The 18299-nt window shown below is 45.8% G+C and carries 13 protein-coding genes, 2 pseudogenes and 1 riboswitch; of the genes and pseudogenes, 7 read left to right on the forward strand and 8 right to left on the reverse strand.

Annotated features, from left to right (window positions below; translation table 11 throughout):
• Positions 1 to 10: 10 nt before the first annotated feature.
• The 3 genes from P0M28_RS22425 to P0M28_RS22435 all read right to left on the reverse strand — a co-directional run bounded on the left by P0M28_RS22425 (position 11) and on the right by P0M28_RS22435 (position 5223).
• On the reverse strand, positions 11 to 3433 hold the full coding sequence (locus P0M28_RS22425) for a SusC/RagA family TonB-linked outer membrane protein (protein ID WP_302205282.1): 3423 nt from the start codon (positions 3431 to 3433) through the stop codon (positions 11 to 13).
• 30 nt (positions 3434 to 3463) lie between these two features.
• Complete coding sequence (locus tag P0M28_RS22430) at positions 3464 to 4498, reverse strand: FecR family protein (RefSeq protein ID WP_302205284.1); 1035 nt, start codon at positions 4496 to 4498, stop codon at positions 3464 to 3466.
• 137 nt (positions 4499 to 4635) lie between these two features.
• Positions 4636 to 5223 carry an RNA polymerase sigma factor gene (locus tag P0M28_RS22435; RefSeq protein WP_302205286.1) on the reverse strand — a complete coding sequence of 196 codons (588 nt, stop codon included), beginning with the start codon at positions 5221 to 5223 and terminating at the stop codon, positions 4636 to 4638.
• Between the two features lie 188 nt (positions 5224 to 5411).
• Here P0M28_RS22435 and P0M28_RS22440 point away from each other — a divergent pair, with 188 nt between their 5' ends.
• Complete coding sequence (locus P0M28_RS22440) at positions 5412 to 6950, forward strand: sulfatase family protein (protein ID WP_302205288.1); 1539 nt, start codon at positions 5412 to 5414, stop codon at positions 6948 to 6950.
• A 91-nt stretch (positions 6951 to 7041) separates the two neighbouring features.
• On the forward strand, positions 7042 to 8028 hold the full coding sequence (locus P0M28_RS22445) for a zinc-dependent alcohol dehydrogenase family protein (RefSeq protein ID WP_302205289.1): 987 nt from the start codon (positions 7042 to 7044) through the stop codon (positions 8026 to 8028).
• Positions 8029 to 8132: 104 nt separating this feature from the next.
• On the opposite strand, the gene P0M28_RS22450 is transcribed toward P0M28_RS22445, so the two are convergent.
• Genes P0M28_RS22450 through P0M28_RS22460 form a run of 3 tightly spaced genes read right to left on the reverse strand, consistent with a single transcriptional unit; the run spans position 8133 to position 9459 of the window.
• On the reverse strand, positions 8133 to 8975 hold the full coding sequence (locus P0M28_RS22450; RefSeq protein ID WP_302205291.1) for a 1,4-dihydroxy-2-naphthoyl-CoA synthase: 843 nt from the start codon (positions 8973 to 8975) through the stop codon (positions 8133 to 8135).
• A 17-nt stretch (positions 8976 to 8992) separates the two neighbouring features.
• The gene (locus P0M28_RS22455; protein ID WP_302205292.1) at positions 8993 to 9262 is read right to left on the reverse strand and encodes a type II toxin-antitoxin system RelE family toxin; all 270 of its coding nucleotides are present in this window, start codon (positions 9260 to 9262) and stop codon (positions 8993 to 8995) included.
• Positions 9262 to 9459 (reverse strand): hypothetical protein, encoded by a 198-nt coding sequence (locus P0M28_RS22460; RefSeq protein ID WP_302205293.1) that lies wholly within the window; start codon positions 9457 to 9459, stop codon positions 9262 to 9264. Before P0M28_RS22460 ends, P0M28_RS22455 begins: the two co-directional genes overlap by 1 nt.
• Positions 9460 to 9626: 167 nt before the next feature.
• Here P0M28_RS22460 and P0M28_RS22465 point away from each other — a divergent pair, with 167 nt between their 5' ends.
• Together P0M28_RS22465 and P0M28_RS31145 are read left to right on the forward strand one after the other, a co-directional pair.
• Complete coding sequence (locus tag P0M28_RS22465; RefSeq protein ID WP_302205294.1) at positions 9627 to 10289, forward strand: hypothetical protein; 663 nt, start codon at positions 9627 to 9629, stop codon at positions 10287 to 10289.
• A 20-nt stretch (positions 10290 to 10309) separates the two neighbouring features.
• Positions 10310 to 10354, forward strand: a pseudogene (locus P0M28_RS31145) (hypothetical protein); the annotation flags it as partial.
• On the opposite strand, the pseudogene P0M28_RS22470 reads toward P0M28_RS31145, so the two are convergent.
• Positions 10336 to 12657: pseudogene (locus tag P0M28_RS22470) on the reverse strand (ABC transporter permease); the annotation flags it as partial. The pseudogenes P0M28_RS31145 and P0M28_RS22470 sit on opposite strands and share 19 nt — an antisense overlap.
• A gap of 189 nt (positions 12658 to 12846) precedes the next feature.
• Positions 12847 to 14532 carry an FAD-dependent oxidoreductase gene (locus P0M28_RS22475; RefSeq protein WP_302205297.1) on the reverse strand — a complete coding sequence of 562 codons (1686 nt, stop codon included), beginning with the start codon at positions 14530 to 14532 and terminating at the stop codon, positions 12847 to 12849.
• 109 nt (positions 14533 to 14641) lie between these two features.
• Between P0M28_RS22475 and pnuC the strand changes: the two genes are divergently transcribed.
• From pnuC to P0M28_RS22490, 3 genes are all read left to right on the forward strand, one after another.
• Positions 14642 to 15214, forward strand: coding sequence for a nicotinamide riboside transporter PnuC (gene pnuC, locus P0M28_RS22480; RefSeq protein WP_302205299.1), 573 nt, complete (start codon positions 14642 to 14644; stop codon positions 15212 to 15214).
• Positions 15207 to 15713: an AAA family ATPase gene (locus P0M28_RS22485; RefSeq protein ID WP_302205301.1), complete on the forward strand. Its 507-nt coding sequence runs from the start codon at positions 15207 to 15209 to the stop codon at positions 15711 to 15713. The genes pnuC and P0M28_RS22485 overlap by 8 nt, the downstream gene beginning before the upstream one ends.
• A gap of 50 nt (positions 15714 to 15763) precedes the next feature.
• Positions 15764 to 15861: riboswitch (TPP riboswitch) on the forward strand.
• 35 nt (positions 15862 to 15896) lie between these two features.
• Positions 15897 to 18188 carry a TonB-dependent receptor gene (locus P0M28_RS22490; RefSeq protein ID WP_302205303.1) on the forward strand — a complete coding sequence of 764 codons (2292 nt, stop codon included), beginning with the start codon at positions 15897 to 15899 and terminating at the stop codon, positions 18186 to 18188.
• The last annotated feature ends 111 nt before the right edge of the window (positions 18189 to 18299 follow it).

Genomic DNA, 18299 nt, shown 5'->3' on the forward strand with positions numbered 1-18299 from the left:
AATTTGAAGGTTAAAAGCTCATATCTAGTCCAACCGAAAAGCCACGCAGTACCGGACGGCCGTTGGCAGCGAAGCCCCCTTTGGATTGTTGTTCTAGGTTACCATTTGGTTGACGTTCCCGGTCTATCTCTGGGTCCCAGCCTTCCCAGTCGGTCCAGGTAAATAAGTTCTTACCACTGACGAAGACTTTTAGGTTCTGAATACCCAAGCGTTCTACTAGCGATGAATTTAAGCGGTAAGCTACCGTTATATCCTGAAGCCGGACGAAGCTACGGTCACCGTAAAATATGTAGTCAAAAGCGGGCTCTTGGTCTAGCCTGCGGTAGCGGGCGTTGGGGTTAGCGGGTGTCCAGTAATCGTAGCCGTTCCACATATTGTTTCGCCGAATGTTATCGCCAATACCAAAGCCATTCAGCATATTTCTACCTCGGTACCCGTCTTTTCCTCCCTGCACCGAGTTAATAAAAAAGCGCAAAGTGAAGTCCTTGTAATTGAATTCGTTTAGAATACCAAACTGATAAGCGGGTTCTTCTCTGCCCAAAATGACCCGGTCATTAGGGTCAATAAACTCATCACCATTTTGGTCGACAATGCGGTGGGTACCTACGAAAAAGCCATCGGGGGCTTCTTCACCCAACTGAATAATTCCCGCCGATTCGTAATCAAAAATTGACCCGATAGACTCACCGATGAACAAACCGCTGGCTTGCAAATCATCTTCCTGCCCGTCTCCATTAGCATCTAAGCCTACCAGCGATACGATTTCGTTATTATTGGAAGCTAGATTAAGATTTAGGTTCCAGGAGAAATCACCTTGCTGAACTACCTTGCTGTTGATGGCTAGTTCAATACCTCGGTTAGCTACTTCCCCCACGTTGGAGGTGATCTGATTAAAACCAGTAACCTCAGGAATAGCAACATCGAAGATCAGGTCGTTGGTAGTGGTACGGTAGTAATCTACACTACCGGTAATCCGGTTGCTGAGTACTGAAAAGTCTAAACCGAAATTAAACCCGGTGGTCGTTTCCCAGGTGAGATTGGGGTTGGCTAGATTTTCTACTTCCTGTCCGAATAGGGTAGAACCCCCGTCGCCAAACACGTAAGCTGCGTAAGTATTCAGTACCGCCAGTGAAGCGTAACGATCAACCAGATTTCCATTGGTGCCGTACGACCCTCTCAATTTCAAATTGTTCAGCCAGGGTAGATCCATGAAGCTCTCTTCACTTAGTACCCATCCTATGCCAACAGAAGGAAAAAGTGCGGTCTTTTCGTTACGGGCAAAACCCGAGAATCCATCCCGGCGTACGGTAGCGGTAATCAAATACTTGTAGTCAAACTCGTAGTTGATTCGCGCCATCTGGTAGAGGTAACTTTCGTCCCAGGCTTCGGATTCTATGGTCTGAATAGCGGCTAGGCTTAGGTCGTTGTAGCTTAGTCGCAGATTGTTGTAATTAGCCCCCGTAGCTAAGGTTTCTTCGTAGTTTCTTTCTCGTTGTCCGGCTACCAGGGTTACATCCAGTTGGTGCTTTTCGGCGAGTGTCTTTTTGTAAGTAACAATATGGTCTAGTGTCCAATCGTACCAAGTTCGATTTCTCTTAAAGGCGCCACCGGAAGCACTATTGTCAAACTCGTTGCTACTGTAGTGACGATCCCAGGAGTAGTTATTGCCGAAGTTGAGGCGGTAGTTTAGCCCTTCCACGAACGGTATATTCAAGTCGGCATAAAAATTTCCGAATAAGCTATTACGTTTATCAAAATCATCGGCAGTAGCCACCAAAAAAGGATTGGGAATATTTGCTCCGTTAGGATTAAGAATAAATTCTCCGTTCTCAACCGCTGGTTGTACTAACGGGGCCATCCGGGCTAAGCTGGCAATAGAAGGAGAGTTGCCGGAATAGTCTGAAAATGATCCGAATGTCTGAGCACCAATGGTGAGCCAATCAAAAATATCATTCTCTAAGTTAATACGCGTGGTAATCCGTTCAAACTCATCGCTAATAATGTAGCCTTTCTGCTTGGTGTATCCACCCGAAAGAAAGTACGATATCTTACCACTGGTACCTCTCACACTTAGATTGTGGGCATTGATGTAACCAGGGTCGGTAGCTGCATCCCACCAGTCAAAGTCAGTTCCATTATCGAAGCCGGCCCGTAGTTCAGGGTCGCCGACAACATCTGCGTAACTCCAACCCGGTACCAACTCCGTATACTCGGGAGCTTGAAAAGAGGCTTCCCAATCTACATCAAATGATTTTTGAATGAATTCCTCTCGGTTCATTAGGGTGAGCGTATTGGTGGGGGCTTGGGTAGTGAATGAACCGGTGTAGCTAAAAACCGGTTTGTCGGAAGTACTTCCCCCTTTGGTAGTAATCAGAATCACCCCATTGGCTGCTTGAGCACCGAAAATCGCCATACTACTCGGATCTTTCAACACATCAATTGCCTCAATGTCGTTAGGGTTCAAATCGCTTAAGCTTCCGGTATAGATGATTCCATCCACTACCAAAAGTACGTTTTGGTTACCGTTAATTGTAGAGCGTCCTCGTACTGATATAGATGGGTTTTCGCCTGCCGCGTCTACCTGACCAATATTTAAACCGGGTACACTTCCTTGTAGCGACTGGGCAATATTCACATTAGGTGATTCCCGAAACGACTCAATATCAGCACGAACTACTGCCCCCGTTAAGTCAGACTTTTCTTGGGTTCCGTACCCGACCACCACTACCTCCGACAGCGATTGAATGTCAGGAGATAGGGCAAGATCAATCGTTGATCGTCCGTTAATTTCTACTTCAATCGTTTCGTAGCCAATGGACGAAAACACTAGGGTAGTTACGTCGTCATTCACTGTCAGGCGATAATTTCCTTCTACATCGGATACAGTGCCGCTAGCCGTTCCTTGCGCCAGAATATTCACCCCCGGTAGTGGTTCGTTAGTTGATAAGTCCGTCACTTGGCCACTAATTGTCTGGGCAACAGCTGGTTGTGTCGGCAAAGGCTGGGAAAGCTGTATTTTTTTTGGTATTAACTCTCTGGAGACACTTCCTTCCTCATAGAGGAGCTTCTGTTTTATCTTTTTCGGCTGAATTTGACGAGCTAAGTAAATCACGTAGGTATTGTCCTCGAAACGTTTTGCCCGCAACCGATAGCCTCGGAGCAGTGTGTTCAGATACACTTCCACATTAGCTGGGTCTTCCTTTACTTGAGTAGCTTTTACCGTTTTACCTTGCAGCATAGACGCATCGTAATCAAAGGAGATGTTTAGGTCTTGCTCAAGTTTAGTCAGTACGTCAATCAGCGATTCTTGCTGGTTTTGTTGGGTAACTGCCGGAGCAGTGTAGGCTATTTGCTGGGCAATAGCCGCGTACGAAATGAGACAACTCAGTAGGAGAAGTCGGGCTTTGAGAGAAGGGTAGAGGAGATGATTCATAGCATAGGTGTTTGTTTGAAAAAATTAAGGTTATTTAATAGTGACTTGCCGGTCTTGATACGCAATGTCCAGTTCGTAGAGTAGTGAGAACTTGTCGAACAGTAGCTCGGTACGGTCGGTAGGTACCGAGCCAGTGTACTTTTGCTGTAACCAAGAAGAGTCCTGAACTGCAATTTGCCAGCCGTAGGTGTTTTCTAACCGGTCAAAAATATTTTTTATGGGCTCTTCACTAAAGGTGAGCACTTGGTCCTTCCAGGAAATAAAATGTTGAGCATTTACCGTTTTCTTCTGAATACCCCGGTGGGCATCGGATTCAGCTAGTTCATTTGGGCGAAGTAGAACCGAGTCTTGTTGCTCGTTACGGATTAACACTTTTCCCTCGTGCAATACTACCTGCGTATTTTCGGGGCGGTTCTGCACATTGAACTGGGTGCCGCGCACTTCTACCCGAAGCTCATTGGCGTGCACCGTGAATTTAGTGAAGTGACCTTGACTTTTATTTTGTTGTTTGGTAACCGAGAAAAATGCTTCACCCTCTAGCCATACCTCACGTCTGTTCGGCTGTTCTTCCCAGTCGGTAGAGTAGCGCAATGTAGAATTTCCGTTTAGGATTACCTCCGACCCATCCGGAAGAGTAACGGGTTGCTGCTCACCGTACTGCGTGCGAACAGATGTCCAATCCGAGGCAGTAGGTTCATGTAGGTACAAGGCTATTCCTACACCCAGGATCAATAATACTGAGGCCGCCGCTACCCAGGTTCTGAGGGTGCGAATGGGACGGTCGGATTTAGACGGTAATAATTCAGAAGGAGCTTGCCGAGCTATTTTCTGCTGTATTGCTTTCCAATCTTCGGCTTTGAAATGAGGAGGAGGTGATTCTTCATTTTCTATGATAGACTTCAGCAAACGTTGGGCTTGGTCTACGATCTTTCTCTTTTCAGGGTGCTGAATTAGCCAGGACTGCCAAAAGGCATGGTGTTCGGGAGTAGGAAAGCGTACCCATTCGTAGAAGTAGGGATCTTGCAAAAAGTCGTCTACGGAAAAATCCGCATAAGAGTCTTTCATATTAGAGGTATTTGCCCTTATAGGGAAGCCCGGACAAAAACCTCACGGCTTTCTGTGAATAAATTCGAAGAATTATGATACGTTAAATAAAGGAGGTGTATTTTTTGAAATCAGATAAGCATATGATCTGAAAAATGTCACATTAGCAAAGAGACTAGCCAAATAAGGATGGTTTTTTCCGCGTAGTGGCTGCGAAGTTTGGCTAAGGACAGAGAAATGATGTTATACACTGTTGCTACCGATATATTTAGCGTACTGGCAATTTGCTGATTGCTCAAGTTGGCAAAGAAGCGAAGATGAACTACCTCACGCTGGTGCTTGGTCAGTTGAGCTAAAGCCTGTTGCACCTGTTTTTGACTTAGGCGGTTCGTTTCCTTTTGTATAATTTCTTCTTCCCGCGAGGGGACTAAAATAGGTGCGGGTACGGTTCGTCTCCTTTGTTCCTGCAACTGTCGAATAATGACTCGGCGGAGAGCCTTAAATAGATAACCCTGCACGTTGGAAGTGATAGACAAATACTTTTTTCGTTGCCACAAATCGACAAACAGAGTTTGAATGCTATCGCGTACTACATGCTCATCGGGGGCAAGATGCCTACCGTACTGATACAAACGCTCGTAGTACCGATTGTAAATTTCTTCGAACGCAACCTTGTCCCCCTGAAGAAAACGCTTCCAATGGGTAGTGCTATCAATCTGAGGGTCAAAATGCGATTGGGTAGCCAATGCTTAGAGTTGTATAGTAGATAATGCTAGGTACTAAATATGAGTAATTGTTATAAGTTTAAAAAATATGTATCCAAAAATTATAATTTTTATACAATTATTTTGTGCCAAGTAGATTAACTTCATAAATATGTGATACAATTATCTGTTGTGCTTTCGCGCTAGTCAACCTTCGATCCTATTTACTTATGTTTGTACGTATTGCAGTTTCTGTTTTTTTAATCTCGCTCTGTTCTTTCTGCTTATCGCCTCAATCGGAATCTACCGAAACTCCTCCGAGCACTTCATCTGCTCCTAATATTGTGTTGATCTATACCGACGACGTGGGTTACGGCGATGTGAGTAGCTACGGAGCTACCGAAATTAGTACGCCGCATATTGATCGGCTAGCGGAGGAAGGACTGCGGTTTACCGATGCCCACACCACTTCGGCTACCTGCACTCCTTCGCGCTACGGATTACTTACCGGGCAATACCCCTGGCGAAAAGATGGCACCGGCATTGCCCGGGGTGATGCCGCCCTGATTATTGACCCCGATCGTTTTACACTCCCTGATCTGCTGAAGCAAGCGGGTTACGCCACATCCGTAGTAGGCAAGTGGCACTTAGGACTAGGGCCAGCGGGTGGTCCTGACTGGAACGGAGAAATTAATCCTTCGCCGTTAGACATTGGTTTTGATGAATCTTTTCTGATTCCAGCAACAGGCGACCGAGTGCCAACCGTCTATGTAGAAAATCGTCGGGTCGTTGGGCTTGATCCCGCTGACCCGATTGAGGTAAGTTTCTCTGAGAAGGTTGGCGATGAACCTACTGGGCGGGATAATCCTGAACTGCTCAAGATGCACCCCAGCCACGGGCACGACATGACTATTGTAAACGGTATCAGCCGGATTGGATATATGACTGGAGGCCAAGCCGCTCGCTGGGTAGACGAAGACATGGCCGATACCATCACCGCCCGAGCCGTTAGTTTTATTGAAAGAAATCAGGAGCAGCCGTTCTTTCTCTACTTTTCTACTCACGATATTCACGTACCTCGGGTACCGCATCCCCGCTTTGTCGGAAAAAGTGGGATGGGTTCTCGGGGCGATGCCATGCTACAACTGGATTGGAGTGTGGGGCAACTTCTGCAAACGCTGGATAGCCTACAACTTACTGACAATACAATTGTCATTTTTACTAGCGACAATGGACCGGTGGTAGACGACGGTTACCACGACGAGGCAGTGGAGAAACTAGGCAATCATACACCCGCCGGACCCTTTCGCGGGGGAAAGTACAGTGTGTTTGAAGCCGGAACCCGCGTACCCTTGCTCATCCGCTGGCCCAGTGAAATAGCACCGAGCGTATCTGGTGCTCTAGTTAGTCAGATTGATTTTTTAGCCTCTTTGGCAACGCTTACTGAGCAATCAGTTCCATCCGGTGCGGCTACTGATAGCCAGAATAATTTAGATGTACTGTTAGGGGATAGCGAAGAAAATCGAGAATTTCTGATAGAACACGCGGCTTCTGGTGCGCTTTCTCTGATCAAAGGAAAGTGGAAATACATTGAACCCAATGATCGCCCTTTTTACAATGAAAATACGGATACTGAGCTAGGTAATATGCCCGAACCCCAACTGTACGATTTGTCGGCAGACCAAAGCGAACAGCAAAACGTTGCTGATCAGCACCCTGAGGTGCTAACGGAGATGCAAACGTTGCTAAAGAAAATTAGAGATATATAATTGAGACCAACGGATACTCACACATTACCGCAGAGTGATAAAAAAACAGCCCAATGCTTTGAAACTGTAGTACCATTAACATAATTAGCCCATGAAACAAATTGTATTCAATACACCCGGAAATGCTGAAGTTCTTACTGTAAAGGACATACCAGTACCTGAACCAAAAGCCGGAGAAGTTCGGGTAAAAGTAAAAGCGGCTCCGGTAAACCCTTCGGATGTAGTATTCATCCAGGGAGTGTACGGTATTCAGCCTCAGTTTCCCGATAGCCCGGTGGGTTTTGAGGGGGCGGGAGAGATTGATGTAATTGGAACAGGAATTGGTCCTGATTTGAAAATAGCTCAGGGACAGCGGGTAGCATTTGCTACGCTGGGAACGTGGAGCGAATATGTGATAGTGCCAGCTACCAATGTGTTACCTATTCCAGATAATTTATCCTTCGAGGAAGGAGCGCAGTTCTTCGTAAACCCATTCACAGCCGTTGCTATGTTGGATGAAGTGAATCTGCAAAAAGGTAACTGGTTACTCGTAACGGCTGCCTTTTCATCGCTTAATAAAATGGTGATTCAACTAGCTAAGAAAGCGGGTATTCGGGCAATTGGAACAGTACGTCGGGCTGAACAGGTACAACCACTACTTAATTTGGGGGCAGAAGCCATAGTAAATACCAAAGAAGATTCACTGACTGATCGAGTGAAGAGCTTAACTGAGGGCAAGGGAGTGCAGGCTTGCTTTGAGTCGGTGGGGGGAGAGCTTGGCACCCAAGCGATTGCCAGTTTAGGCAAAGATGCTACTATGCTGATTTACGGTTTGATGAGTGGGGAAGAAGCTAAGATCAGCTATGGCCCAACTATTTTCAGTACCCCCACTATTAAAGGTTTTTGGTTAAGCCGCTGGATGGAAGAATCTAGCGTAGTTGATAAAGCTAGAGTAGCTAAACAAGTGTATAGCATAATGAAACAGGGCGACGTAAAATTAGATGTAGAAAAGACTTTTCCCTTAGCACAAGCAGCGGAAGCCGTTACCTACAGCACCCAATCTGGTCGAACCGGAAAGGTGATTATTCAGTGCGGTTGAGCAAGTTTTTCAAATTTATTTTCATGTGTTTTAGTGTTCCTGTGTTCGGGTAGCTACACCATTTATTCCAATAACATGAGCACTAAAACACGCTAACACTCTCATCATGGTATCCACTTAATATCCTTAAAATCCGGTTTGCGCTTCTCTAGAAAGGCATTGCGGCCTTCTTTGGCTTCGTCGGTCATGTAAGCCAAGCGGGTGGCTTCTCCGGCAAATACTTGCTGCCCTACCATACCGTCGTCGGTGAGGTTGAAGGCGAATTTGAGCATTTTGATGGAGGTAGGTGATTTTTCCAGAATCTCCTGCGCCCACTGGTAAGCAGCATCTTCCAGTTCATCGTGCGGCACTACGGCGTTTACCATCCCCATGTCGTACCCTTCCTGAGCGGAATAATTTCGTCCCAAAAAGAAAATTTCCCGGGCTCGCTTTTGCCCCACCATCTTAGCGAGGTAAGCCGAGCCGTAACCGCCGTCGAAGCTGGTGACATCGGCATCGGTTTGCTTGAAGATGGCGTGCTCTTTACTAGCCAAGGTTAGATCACAAACGACGTGTAAACTGTGACCACCGCCAACTGCCCAACCGGGTACTACCGCAATTACCACCTTAGGCATAAACCGAATCAGCCGCTGTACTTCCAGAATATTGAGCCGGGGCATACCGTCGTCGTCTACGTAGCCTTGGTGCCCACGGGCTCGCTGGTCGCCCCCACTGCAAAAGGAGTATACTCCATCTTTGGTAGACGGCCCTTCGGCAGAAAGTAGTACCACTCCAATAGAGGTATCTTCCCGGGCATCCAGAAAGGCTTCAAACAATTCGCCCACCGTTTTAGGCCGAAAAGCATTCCGCACATTAGGCCGATTAAACGCAATGCGAGCCACACTACCGGATTTCTGGTAGGTAATATCTTCGTATTCTTTAACAGTTGTCCAGTTTGCTTGGGTCATGATAGTTAGGTTTATTTTTACAGTTGCTTGATCTGATTGTTGTATCGCTCGTGTGAGCCAACCCAAAACCAAACAATCGTTTCATCCTGGATAACTCCTAGGGCGCGGTAGGATGATCCGACTCTTACCGAGTAAATAGGTTGTGTTTGGTGAACTTGCTTGAATTGTAAACTGGTATGATGATGATCTTGCTTCCACAGTTGGTAGGCTTGTCTAGCTCTCTTTTGAGTGCCTCTTGGCAGCCTTACCAGCATTTTTCTAAATTTCTCAGTCGTTACTGATTTCACTACCAGTCGGCCTGTTTGGTTTTTCCCGCCTGATATTCTTGCAGTGCTTCTTGGGCTAATTTAGTCAAAGCCTCTTGAGAGTTTTCTAAAGATTTGTCCCACTGCATCTCATCAGTCAATAACTGGGCTAGTCGACGCTGTTCTTCTTTAGATAATTTTTCAGCTTTCTCCACAGCTTTTTTAAGTTCAGTAATCATTAGAATGCCAGATTTTTATTAAAGATAGTAGTTCTTCTCAGTTGTCTGATGTCAAGATAGTACTTTAATTAAACATACGACAAATGATAATGGTTTAGCGAATCGCTGGACAAATCATTTCTGAAAAAAGGGGTATTATTGTGTGACTTCATCGTAACCAGTAAAGTATGGCAAAATCTTTTAAAAGAGCAGGTAAGGTATTCGGAAAAATCAGTCTTGATCTAATTCCGGTGATTATTGGCATTCTTGCAGCCTTACTTATCAATGATTACCGACAGAAGCTACAGGAGCAAAAGCGACAGGCTATCTTATTGAATAATCTGGTTGATGAGTTTGCCAAGCGACGCGATGAGTTGAACAATGTCATCAAATATCGCCAGTTACCATTATTAAATACCCTCGAGGTTTACATCAATAACTCAGAGATCCCACTGCGCGAGATATTTCAGAAAGCAGGAGGCTTTGGGTTTCCTGAGGTCTATGTACTTTCTTGGGAATCAGCTCTGAATAGCCAAGATACTAAGAGCTTAGATTTTATTCTGCTTAATTCATTGTCGAGGATTACCTCTAATCAACAAGATATAACGTCTAGAACAGAAACTATCTACGACTTTCTGTACTCACCTGGAGTAACATTGTACGATTCTCGTCCTGAAGCTAAAGAATTACTAGACATAATGCTTAATGACTTTGTAGAAAGTGAAAGAACTTTAATTAGTCGCTATGATGAGTTCATCCAACTGGCCGATAGTCTATATGATGGCGTAACAGTAGATTCCATCGCAGTAGATAGTTTAGCTGCTGAAGTGGATACCGTCTCGTCTGAGTAGAGCATAATAGCTATTCACTCCGCAAGCTGTCTACCGGATTAGCGGTGGCGGCTTTGACCGATTGATAACTTACGGTAATCAGCGTCACCAGTAGGGCGAAAGCGATGGCTAGCACAAATACTAACAGACTGATATTCGTTCGGTAGGCGAAGTCAGCTAGCCATTGGTGCATGAGATAATAGGCTAAGGGGGTAGCAATCAGAAAAGCAATCACCACTAACTTGATATAATCGCGGGAGAAAAGCAGTAAAATACTACTGACTGAAGCACCTAGCACCTTCCGTACTCCTACTTCTTTGGTTCGCAATTCGGCAGTGTAAGCCGCTAGTCCGAACAGGCCGAGGCAAGAAATAAAAATGGCGATAAAGGCAAAATAGTTAAAAAGATCGCCCGTGCGTACTTCGTTCTGATACAACGTATTGAAGCTTTCGTCCAGAAACTGATATTCAAACGGATACGCTGGGTTCATCTCTTGCCAGACCGATTCCACTTTAGCGATTGACTCGGCCATGTTTTGATTATTAACTTTGATGTACAGATTGCTTCGCCAGTCGGGCGAGACGAACAGCACCAGGGGTGCAATAGCTTGGTGTACCGACTGAAAGTTAAAATCTTCAGCTACTCCAATCACCGTTCCTTCCACACCGTGAGCACTGAACGCCATTCCTACCGGATTTTCTACTCCCATCTGTTTTACGGCTTCTTCGTTCAGAATAAACGCAGTACTATCGGTACTTCGCTCGCGGGAAAATGCTCGGCCTTTGGCCATTTCAATCTGAAATGTTTCAATAAAATCTAAGTCAACCGAAAGCTGATTCAACAGGATGGTTTGGTCTTCTGCTTTTCCTGCCCAATCGGCTCCCGAAGTAGAACTGGCAATATTGGTCAGATTCTGACTAGCTGACGTAATACGGAGAATGTTCGGACTAGATTCTAACGCGGTTTTGAAGGTATTGACGGCTCCGTAAATTTCTCCGCTCATTGGCACGACCAGAATATGCTCTTTGTTGTAGCCTAGCTTTTTGTTCTGAATAAAATTGATCTGATCGTCAATTACGAGTGTGCCCACAATCAGAATGATAGACAGCGTAAATTGAAGTACGACCAATCCCTTCCGCAGAAAAACCCCCTTTGATCCGGCCTTGAAAGTTCCTTTAAGGACTTTGGTGGGACTGAACGAGGAGATAAACAGCGCAGGGTACAAACCCGCGGCCAGAGAGGTAATTAACGTAATGACTAACAATGCTCCGATGAGACGGAAGTCCAGCAGTTGCAAGCTAATCTGCTTCTGAGCCAAATCGTTGTACACCGGCAGTACCGTTTCAGCTAATAGTACGGCAATCGCGATAGCAATGACGGTATACAGCAGTGCTTCACCTAAGAACTGTCCAACGAGTTGACGTTTAATCGCGCCAATAGACTTCCTCAGCCCGATTTCTTTGGCTCGTTTGATGGAGCGGGCTGTAGCCAGGTTGGTGAAATTAATACAGGCAATCAGCAGAATGAATATTGCTACGGCAGAGAAAATGTACACATAACGAATGTCTCCTTTTCCACTGGCGTCTAAGGTAAAATTAGAATAGAGGTGGATTTCAGTAAGTGGTTGAAGGTAGATGTTATCGGTGCTTTCGGGAAAACGCTCTCGAAACGAGGCCATAATCTTATCGCCTACGGCTTCCGCCAAAACACCCTCTTGCAATTGAAGGTAGGTATAGTAATTAAAATCGCCCCAGTTATCCTCCCCAATATTATGATGCTGCAAAAAGAGTTCAAACGGAAGCAGGTAAGAGAAGCGAAGGTGGGAGTTCTTAGGCATATCTTCGTATACTCCGGTTACCGCTAATTCATGTTTATTATCCAGTCGAATAGTTTTACCCAGCGCGGATTCCGATCCAAAATATTTATCCGCTAGCGGTCTTGATAAGATCACCGAGTTAGGCTCATTTAGGGCCGTAGTCGGATCGCCTTCTTGGAACTCAAAACTAAACATCTCTAGCGTAGCTGGGTCAGCATACGCTCCTTCTTCTTCCTGATAAGGCACATCATCGTAAGTAAATAGCGATTGGCTGATAAGATTGTATCGAGTAGTATTTTCTATTTCAGGAATATTGTCTTGAACGAAATCAGCAAAGGGGGCGGGAGTAGTGGGGTAGGCTACCTCCTGGCCTCCCACCTGCCATTCTACAATAGCGCGATACAGATTATCGGCGTTAGTGTGATAACGGTCGTAGCTAAGTTCGTCCGCTATCCATAGTAAAATCAACAAAAAGGTAGCCACTCCTACCGACAATCCTCCGATATTGATAAGGGAGTAGACTCGGTTACTAATTAGATTACGAAAGGCGACTTTGAGATAATTCTTTATCATAATGATTAATGATGAACGACTGATGTCAATTATTACTCATTATATTGAAAAAGCTATGCCACGGTCAAAAAGCACGTTTCTGGCTCAAATAGGAAGAATAATTAGCAAAAAGCGTTCATTATCGGACGCCTATGTTAGGAATCGGACACTGAATTAGGATAATGTGAAACCTGTCAAGATAGGTAGTCTTTATTGATTCAACATCAGCACTTGCCCATCTTCTGTAAGTCGCGTTTCCAACTGTTCGTAATCAACTTCTTGAACTGGAATATTATTGTCAATGGCTAGTGCCGCTCCGGTAGCGGCACTTTGACCGAGAATCATAAAGACGGGTTCCATCCGGATGGAGCCGAAGGCGATGTGGGAGCTGGAGACACAAACGGGTACCAACAAGTTTTCACACTCTTCTTGTTTAGGGGTAAGTGCATCGTAAGAGATACTGTACGGTCGGTCGGGTTTTACGCCGATGTCGCCTTCGTTTTGTACGTAGCCATCGGGTTTAATGTAACGTTGCGTATTGTGCGAATCCATCGCGTAGGAACCCATACCGACGGGTTTAGGCACTTCCCGCTTACCTAGCACCTCCTGTTCGGTCATCACGAAGGGGCCAATCATGCGACGGGCTTCGCGCACGTAAATTTGGTGGGGCCAGTTACCATTGTCGGTAAACTCATCGGCGGCCAAGCCCCACTGGCTCATATCTTCTCGCACTTCTTCGGGCACCTGCGGGTCGTTAGCGATAAAGTACATCAGCCCTTTCTGGTAGTCTTCGTGCTGTTTAATAATTTCTTTACGACGTTCGTAGCTGCCTTCGGGGTAATCGTAGTTTTTACCAATATTATCGGTGCTTACCGGACCGTGATTATTCGTATCCGTTTTTCGGTTAGGAATAGGATCAAACTTGTTGAAGGTATCGCGCCATCCGCTATCAAATACGCGAGCCAGCAGTGCGTACTGACCAGGATCATAATTATCCGGCTTAGGAAAAGCCACCCGATTGTCGGGATGGTTAGATAAGCACATGCGAAAACAGTAAGCCTGAATTTTATCATCTCCCGAACCGTATTCGCCCGGATGTTCGGCTGAGATGAGTGGTAGTAAGCCACTAGTGGAATCGCCCGGAACCACGTAGGGGCTGATGTCGGTGGCAAACCAATGTTTATGATGCAGCACACCGGTTTGTACACCGTTCCATTCTTCGTCGTATACACTGTTGGCCTCCCGCCCTACGTGGTAGCTCACTCCGGCTGCAGCCATTAGATCGCCTTCGTAAGTGGCATCAATGAACATTTTCCCTTCGTAGCGTTGCCCATTCAGCGTTTCAATCGCGGTGATTTCTCCGTTTTCCATCGTTACTCCGTTTTCGCGATTCAGCCAGGCATCGCGGTAAACTGGAATTTCATACTCTCTTATCAAATCCTCGAAAACCCGTTCAGCCACGTGCGGTTCAAAAATCCACATGGTTCGCTCCTCACCATCCATCGCGCGATTGCCTTGCCCTCGGTTACCATATTCCGATTGCTGTTGCCATTGCCAGGCCGAATCCTCGTCGTAATGTTGAAACACTCGATGATAAAATTCCCGAGCTAGTCCGCCGATGACGGATTTGTCACCTGTATCGGTCCAACCTAACCCTCCCGCGGTTAATCCACCCAAATGCTTATCTGGTGAAACTATAATCACTGATTTATCCATCTTAGTCGCTTGAACCGCTGACGTGACGGCGGCGGAAGTACCTCCGTAAATAATAATATCGGCGGAGCGAACTGCTGCTTCTTCCGGTGTTTCTTGGGAAGTTTCAGACGGGCTGGAGCAGGAAAAGGTAAGTAGCGTAGAAAGTAATCCACTGAGAAGAAAGGAAAGAAATCTGGTCATAGCGTAGTTAGGTTGTTAGCCAATACTAATCAAATTGATCCATTTTTAATAGTCGAGAACTGATTTGTCGTTGGTTGCCTTACAGAAAATTCTTCCGTAAGCTTGCAGCATGGAGTGGAATTGGATCGAGTTTTTTGCCGTGGTCTTTGGATTAATTCCAATTTATTTAAATGTTAGAGAAATAGTTTGGGGATGGCCTACCAGTATTATAGGTTCTATTTTGTTGGGATTAATTGCTTATCAAGCGCAATTATATGCCAGTGTTGGACTCAACGTAGTTTATGTAATAATGGGATTTTATGGCTGGTATCAGTGGCTGTACGGTGGTAAGAATCAGTCTAAATTGCAAGTAACACGTACGGGCACTTCGCTTTTGTTTTTGCTAATTGTACTAGGAATTATCGGCACGGCCGGAATCGGCTATTTTTTCCAACGTACTACCGACGCTGATATACCCTATTGGGATGCATTCGGTACAGCTTTTAGTCTAGTAGGCACATATATGCTAGCTAAAAAAAAGCATGAAAACTGGCTACTGTGGATAGTAGTAGATGCGATATTTGTAGGTATTTATTTTACGAAAGAGTTGTACCTGTTGGCACTTCTTTATTTTTTGTACCTAGGGCTGGCTACTTACGGTTACTACCAATGGCGTCAATCCTTAGCTATCGCTCATGATTAAAATAGTGACCACTGGCCCCGAATCCAGCGGGAAAACTACGTTAGCAAAAGCGTTAGCCGAGTGTTACCAAGTGGCCTGGGTGCCCGAATACGCTCGCGACTATCTCAACGGTCTAGACCAGGATTACCAAGAGAAAGATTTGCTAGAAATAGCGAAAGGGCAAATTCAGCGAGAAGACGAAGCAGCAAAAAACAAGCCTGATTTGCTGATCTGCGATACTAGTCTGATAGTGATAAAAATCTGGAGTGAATATCGCTACGGTCGTTGCCATCCCTGGATTCTGGAGCAGGTTGAACAGCGTTCGGTTGATTTATATTTGCTCTGCTCCCCTGATATTCCTTGGGAGGCTGACCCACTACGGGAGAATCCGACTGACCGGGATGAATTGTTTGAATTTTATGAGCGGGCTTTAGCGGGTAAACCTAATCTGATAATTCAGGGTAAGCCTTCGGCCAGATTAGCTCAAGCTACAAATGCGATTGATCGCTTGCTTTCTTGACATTTCTCTTCTACTTTCGTTTTTCAGTTAGCTATTCGCCGTTCGGCGGTAGTTACAGCAAGGGGTGCCTCAATATAACGGGCTGAGATTATACCCTTACTACCTGATCTGGGTAATGCCAGCGCAGGGAAAATTGAGAAGGCAAAATGCCTTCGTTGTTCAACATTTTTATTAAAACGTATTATGAGAATCCTAGCTACTTTTTTGCTAGTGGGTTGCCTGTTCTCCGTGTCTGCCTGGGCGCAGACCACGGTATACGGCATGGTAACCGATGCTTCCTCCGGCGAACCCTTGGTAGGGGCCAATGTTCAAATTTTAGCTACCCAACAAGGTGCCACTACTGACCTTCAAGGAAAGTATCAACTAGAATTAGCCACCGATACCGCCACCCTACGAATCAGCTACGTCGGTTATCGGGTGCGCGAAGTTAAGATTACCGGATCAGGTGAAATTCAACGTTCGGTTTCATTATCTCCATCAACCTCTCTAGAAGAAGTAGTAATTCAGGCCATCCGGGCTGACCGGCAAGCTCCGGTAACGCAGACTACCGTGGAAAGAGAAACCATTGAGCAGCAGTACGTGGGGCAGGATGCTTTGTTTGTACTGGAAGAAACTACTCCTTCCATTCTAACCTACTCTGAATCGGGCACGCGGTTGACTAACTATGGGCAGATGCGGTTGCGAGGTATTGACCAAACCCGTATCAATATAACGCTGAACGGAGTGCCGCTCAATGATATGATTGACCAAGGAGTGTTCTTCTCTAATTTTACCGATTTTGGCAATAGTATTTCTTCGGTGCAGGTGCAGCGGGGAGTGGGGACTACTACCAACGGAACGGCATCCTACGCTGGTTCTATCAACTTCGAGTCAGTGAATCTGGATGATAGTGTGACCAGTGCCGAAATTCAACTGACGGGTGGTTCTTTCAACACCTGGCGGGCGAGTGGCGAAGTGAAAACTGGCAAACTCGCCAACAATATGGCATTCTACACCCGCTTTTCCCGCACTACCTCCGATGGCTACCGTAATCATACCGGTTCTGACTCGTACTCATTTTTCTTCTCCGGGGGATACTTCGGAGACAAAGACCTGATTAAACTGACGGCATTCACCGGGCGAAGTCAGAATGAGTTGGCGTATTTGGCGGTGGCGCTGCCGGATATTGAGCGTGATCCAAAGAGAAATTACGTCTCCGAGAATGATATTGACGACTTTGGGCAGCAGTTTATTCAGTTGCAGTACACCCGCATTATCAGTCCGCGCACTTCTTCGGTTTCTTCGATCTACTACGGCGGAGCGGGTGGCGATTTTCCGGCAACCTTTCCTGATGGAAACGGAAACCTTTCCCAAACTAACTTCCCTTTGTTCAACGATCATTACGGGTTCATGACCTACCTCAACCATACTTCTTATAATGGTCAATTTAACCTAAATGGTGGGCTACACGCGTATACCTTTCAGCGGGAAAATATTGAAGCGGTAGTTCCTAATATTTCTGAGCCGTACTATCAAGATCAGTCCCGAAAAAATGAACTCAGCCTGTTTGGGAAAGTAGACTACGAATGGAATCAATTGATGCTGTTTGCTGATCTGCAACTTCGCACGGTCAGTTTAAGCCTGACACCTGACGAAGTATTCCTCGGTCAGAGTGCCAGTATTCCTGATCGAAGTTGGACATTTCTGAACCCGAAGGTAGGAGTTACTTATCGTTTCACTTCGCTGATTGATGCTTACGCTTCGTTTGGGCGCAGTGGCCGGGAACCAACCCGTTTTGATATTTTGGGTTCTACCGTAATTCGTGCTTCCAATCTAGCAAGCGTGCAAGACGAAAATTCAGTACAAGCCGAGTATGTGAATGACTTTGAAGCCGGGGTGCGAATTCACCGGGGGAAATTGGTCGGACAAGCTAACTTATTTTATATGCAGTTTGAAAATGAGATTGCCCCGATTGGTGAACTTATTCCCGAAGGCTTCGTGCAGTTGCGAAAAAATGTTCCAAGCAGCTATCGGCGCGGCATTGAGCTAGATGGTAAGTACGTCCCGACAGCTAAGTGGACTATCACGGGTAACCTGACTTATATGCAAAGTAATATCGACAAATTTGCCCCCGAAGGTGGCGATCAGGTTTTTCGGGATGTAGAACCCGCCATTAGTCCTGAGTGGTTAATGAATGCTTCGGTAGGTCATAAATTTACCGATTGGCTATCGGCTACCGTGAGCGGGCGCTACGTCGGTGAATCATTCCTGGAACCAACCAATCAGCCCGATTTAATTTTGCCCTCGTTTTTTGTAATGGATGCCCAGCTAACCGCAAAATTCCGTAAGCACGAATTGAGCATTCATGCTAACAACCTGTTTGACACCGAATACTACAGCTTCGGTCAACCTGTGCAATACGAAGGGCAAACTGTTCCGGGTTATTTTGTGCAACCCCCTCGCCACGTATACGCCATTTTACGCTTACGCTTCTAAAAATGAATGATTGATGACTGATGAATAATGGAAAAATGGAGAAAAGAAGTAGTAAGCAATGCACAATCGCACGGTGACCGTTTGAATTTCCAACAATTAACAATCAGGCAT

Source organism: Tunicatimonas pelagia (genome assembly GCF_030506325.1).
Classification (GTDB): domain Bacteria; phylum Bacteroidota; class Bacteroidia; order Cytophagales; family Cyclobacteriaceae; genus Tunicatimonas; species Tunicatimonas pelagia.

Bases quoted from the DNA above. Each gene is read 5' to 3' on its own strand.
- P0M28_RS22425 (WP_302205282.1), bottom strand. From the start codon at position 3,433: ATGAATCATCTCCTCTACCCTTCTCTCAAAGCCCGACTTCTCCTACTG.
- P0M28_RS22430 (WP_302205284.1), bottom strand. From the start codon at position 4,498: ATGAAAGACTCTTATGCGGATTTTTCCGTAGACGACTTTTTGCAAGAT.
- P0M28_RS22440 (WP_302205288.1), top strand. From the start codon at position 5,412: ATGTTTGTACGTATTGCAGTTTCTGTTTTTTTAATCTCGCTCTGTTCT.
- P0M28_RS22445 (WP_302205289.1), top strand. From the start codon at position 7,042: ATGAAACAAATTGTATTCAATACACCCGGAAATGCTGAAGTTCTTACT.
- P0M28_RS22450 (WP_302205291.1), bottom strand. From the start codon at position 8,975: ATGACCCAAGCAAACTGGACAACTGTTAAAGAATACGAAGATATTACC.
- P0M28_RS22460 (WP_302205293.1), bottom strand. From the start codon at position 9,459: ATGATTACTGAACTTAAAAAAGCTGTGGAGAAAGCTGAAAAATTATCT.
- P0M28_RS22465 (WP_302205294.1), top strand. From the start codon at position 9,627: ATGGCAAAATCTTTTAAAAGAGCAGGTAAGGTATTCGGAAAAATCAGT.
- P0M28_RS22475 (WP_302205297.1), bottom strand. From the start codon at position 14,532: ATGACCAGATTTCTTTCCTTTCTTCTCAGTGGATTACTTTCTACGCTA.
- pnuC (WP_302205299.1), top strand. From the start codon at position 14,642: ATGGAGTGGAATTGGATCGAGTTTTTTGCCGTGGTCTTTGGATTAATT.
- P0M28_RS22485 (WP_302205301.1), top strand. From the start codon at position 15,207: ATGATTAAAATAGTGACCACTGGCCCCGAATCCAGCGGGAAAACTACG.
- P0M28_RS22490 (WP_302205303.1), top strand. From the start codon at position 15,897: ATGAGAATCCTAGCTACTTTTTTGCTAGTGGGTTGCCTGTTCTCCGTG.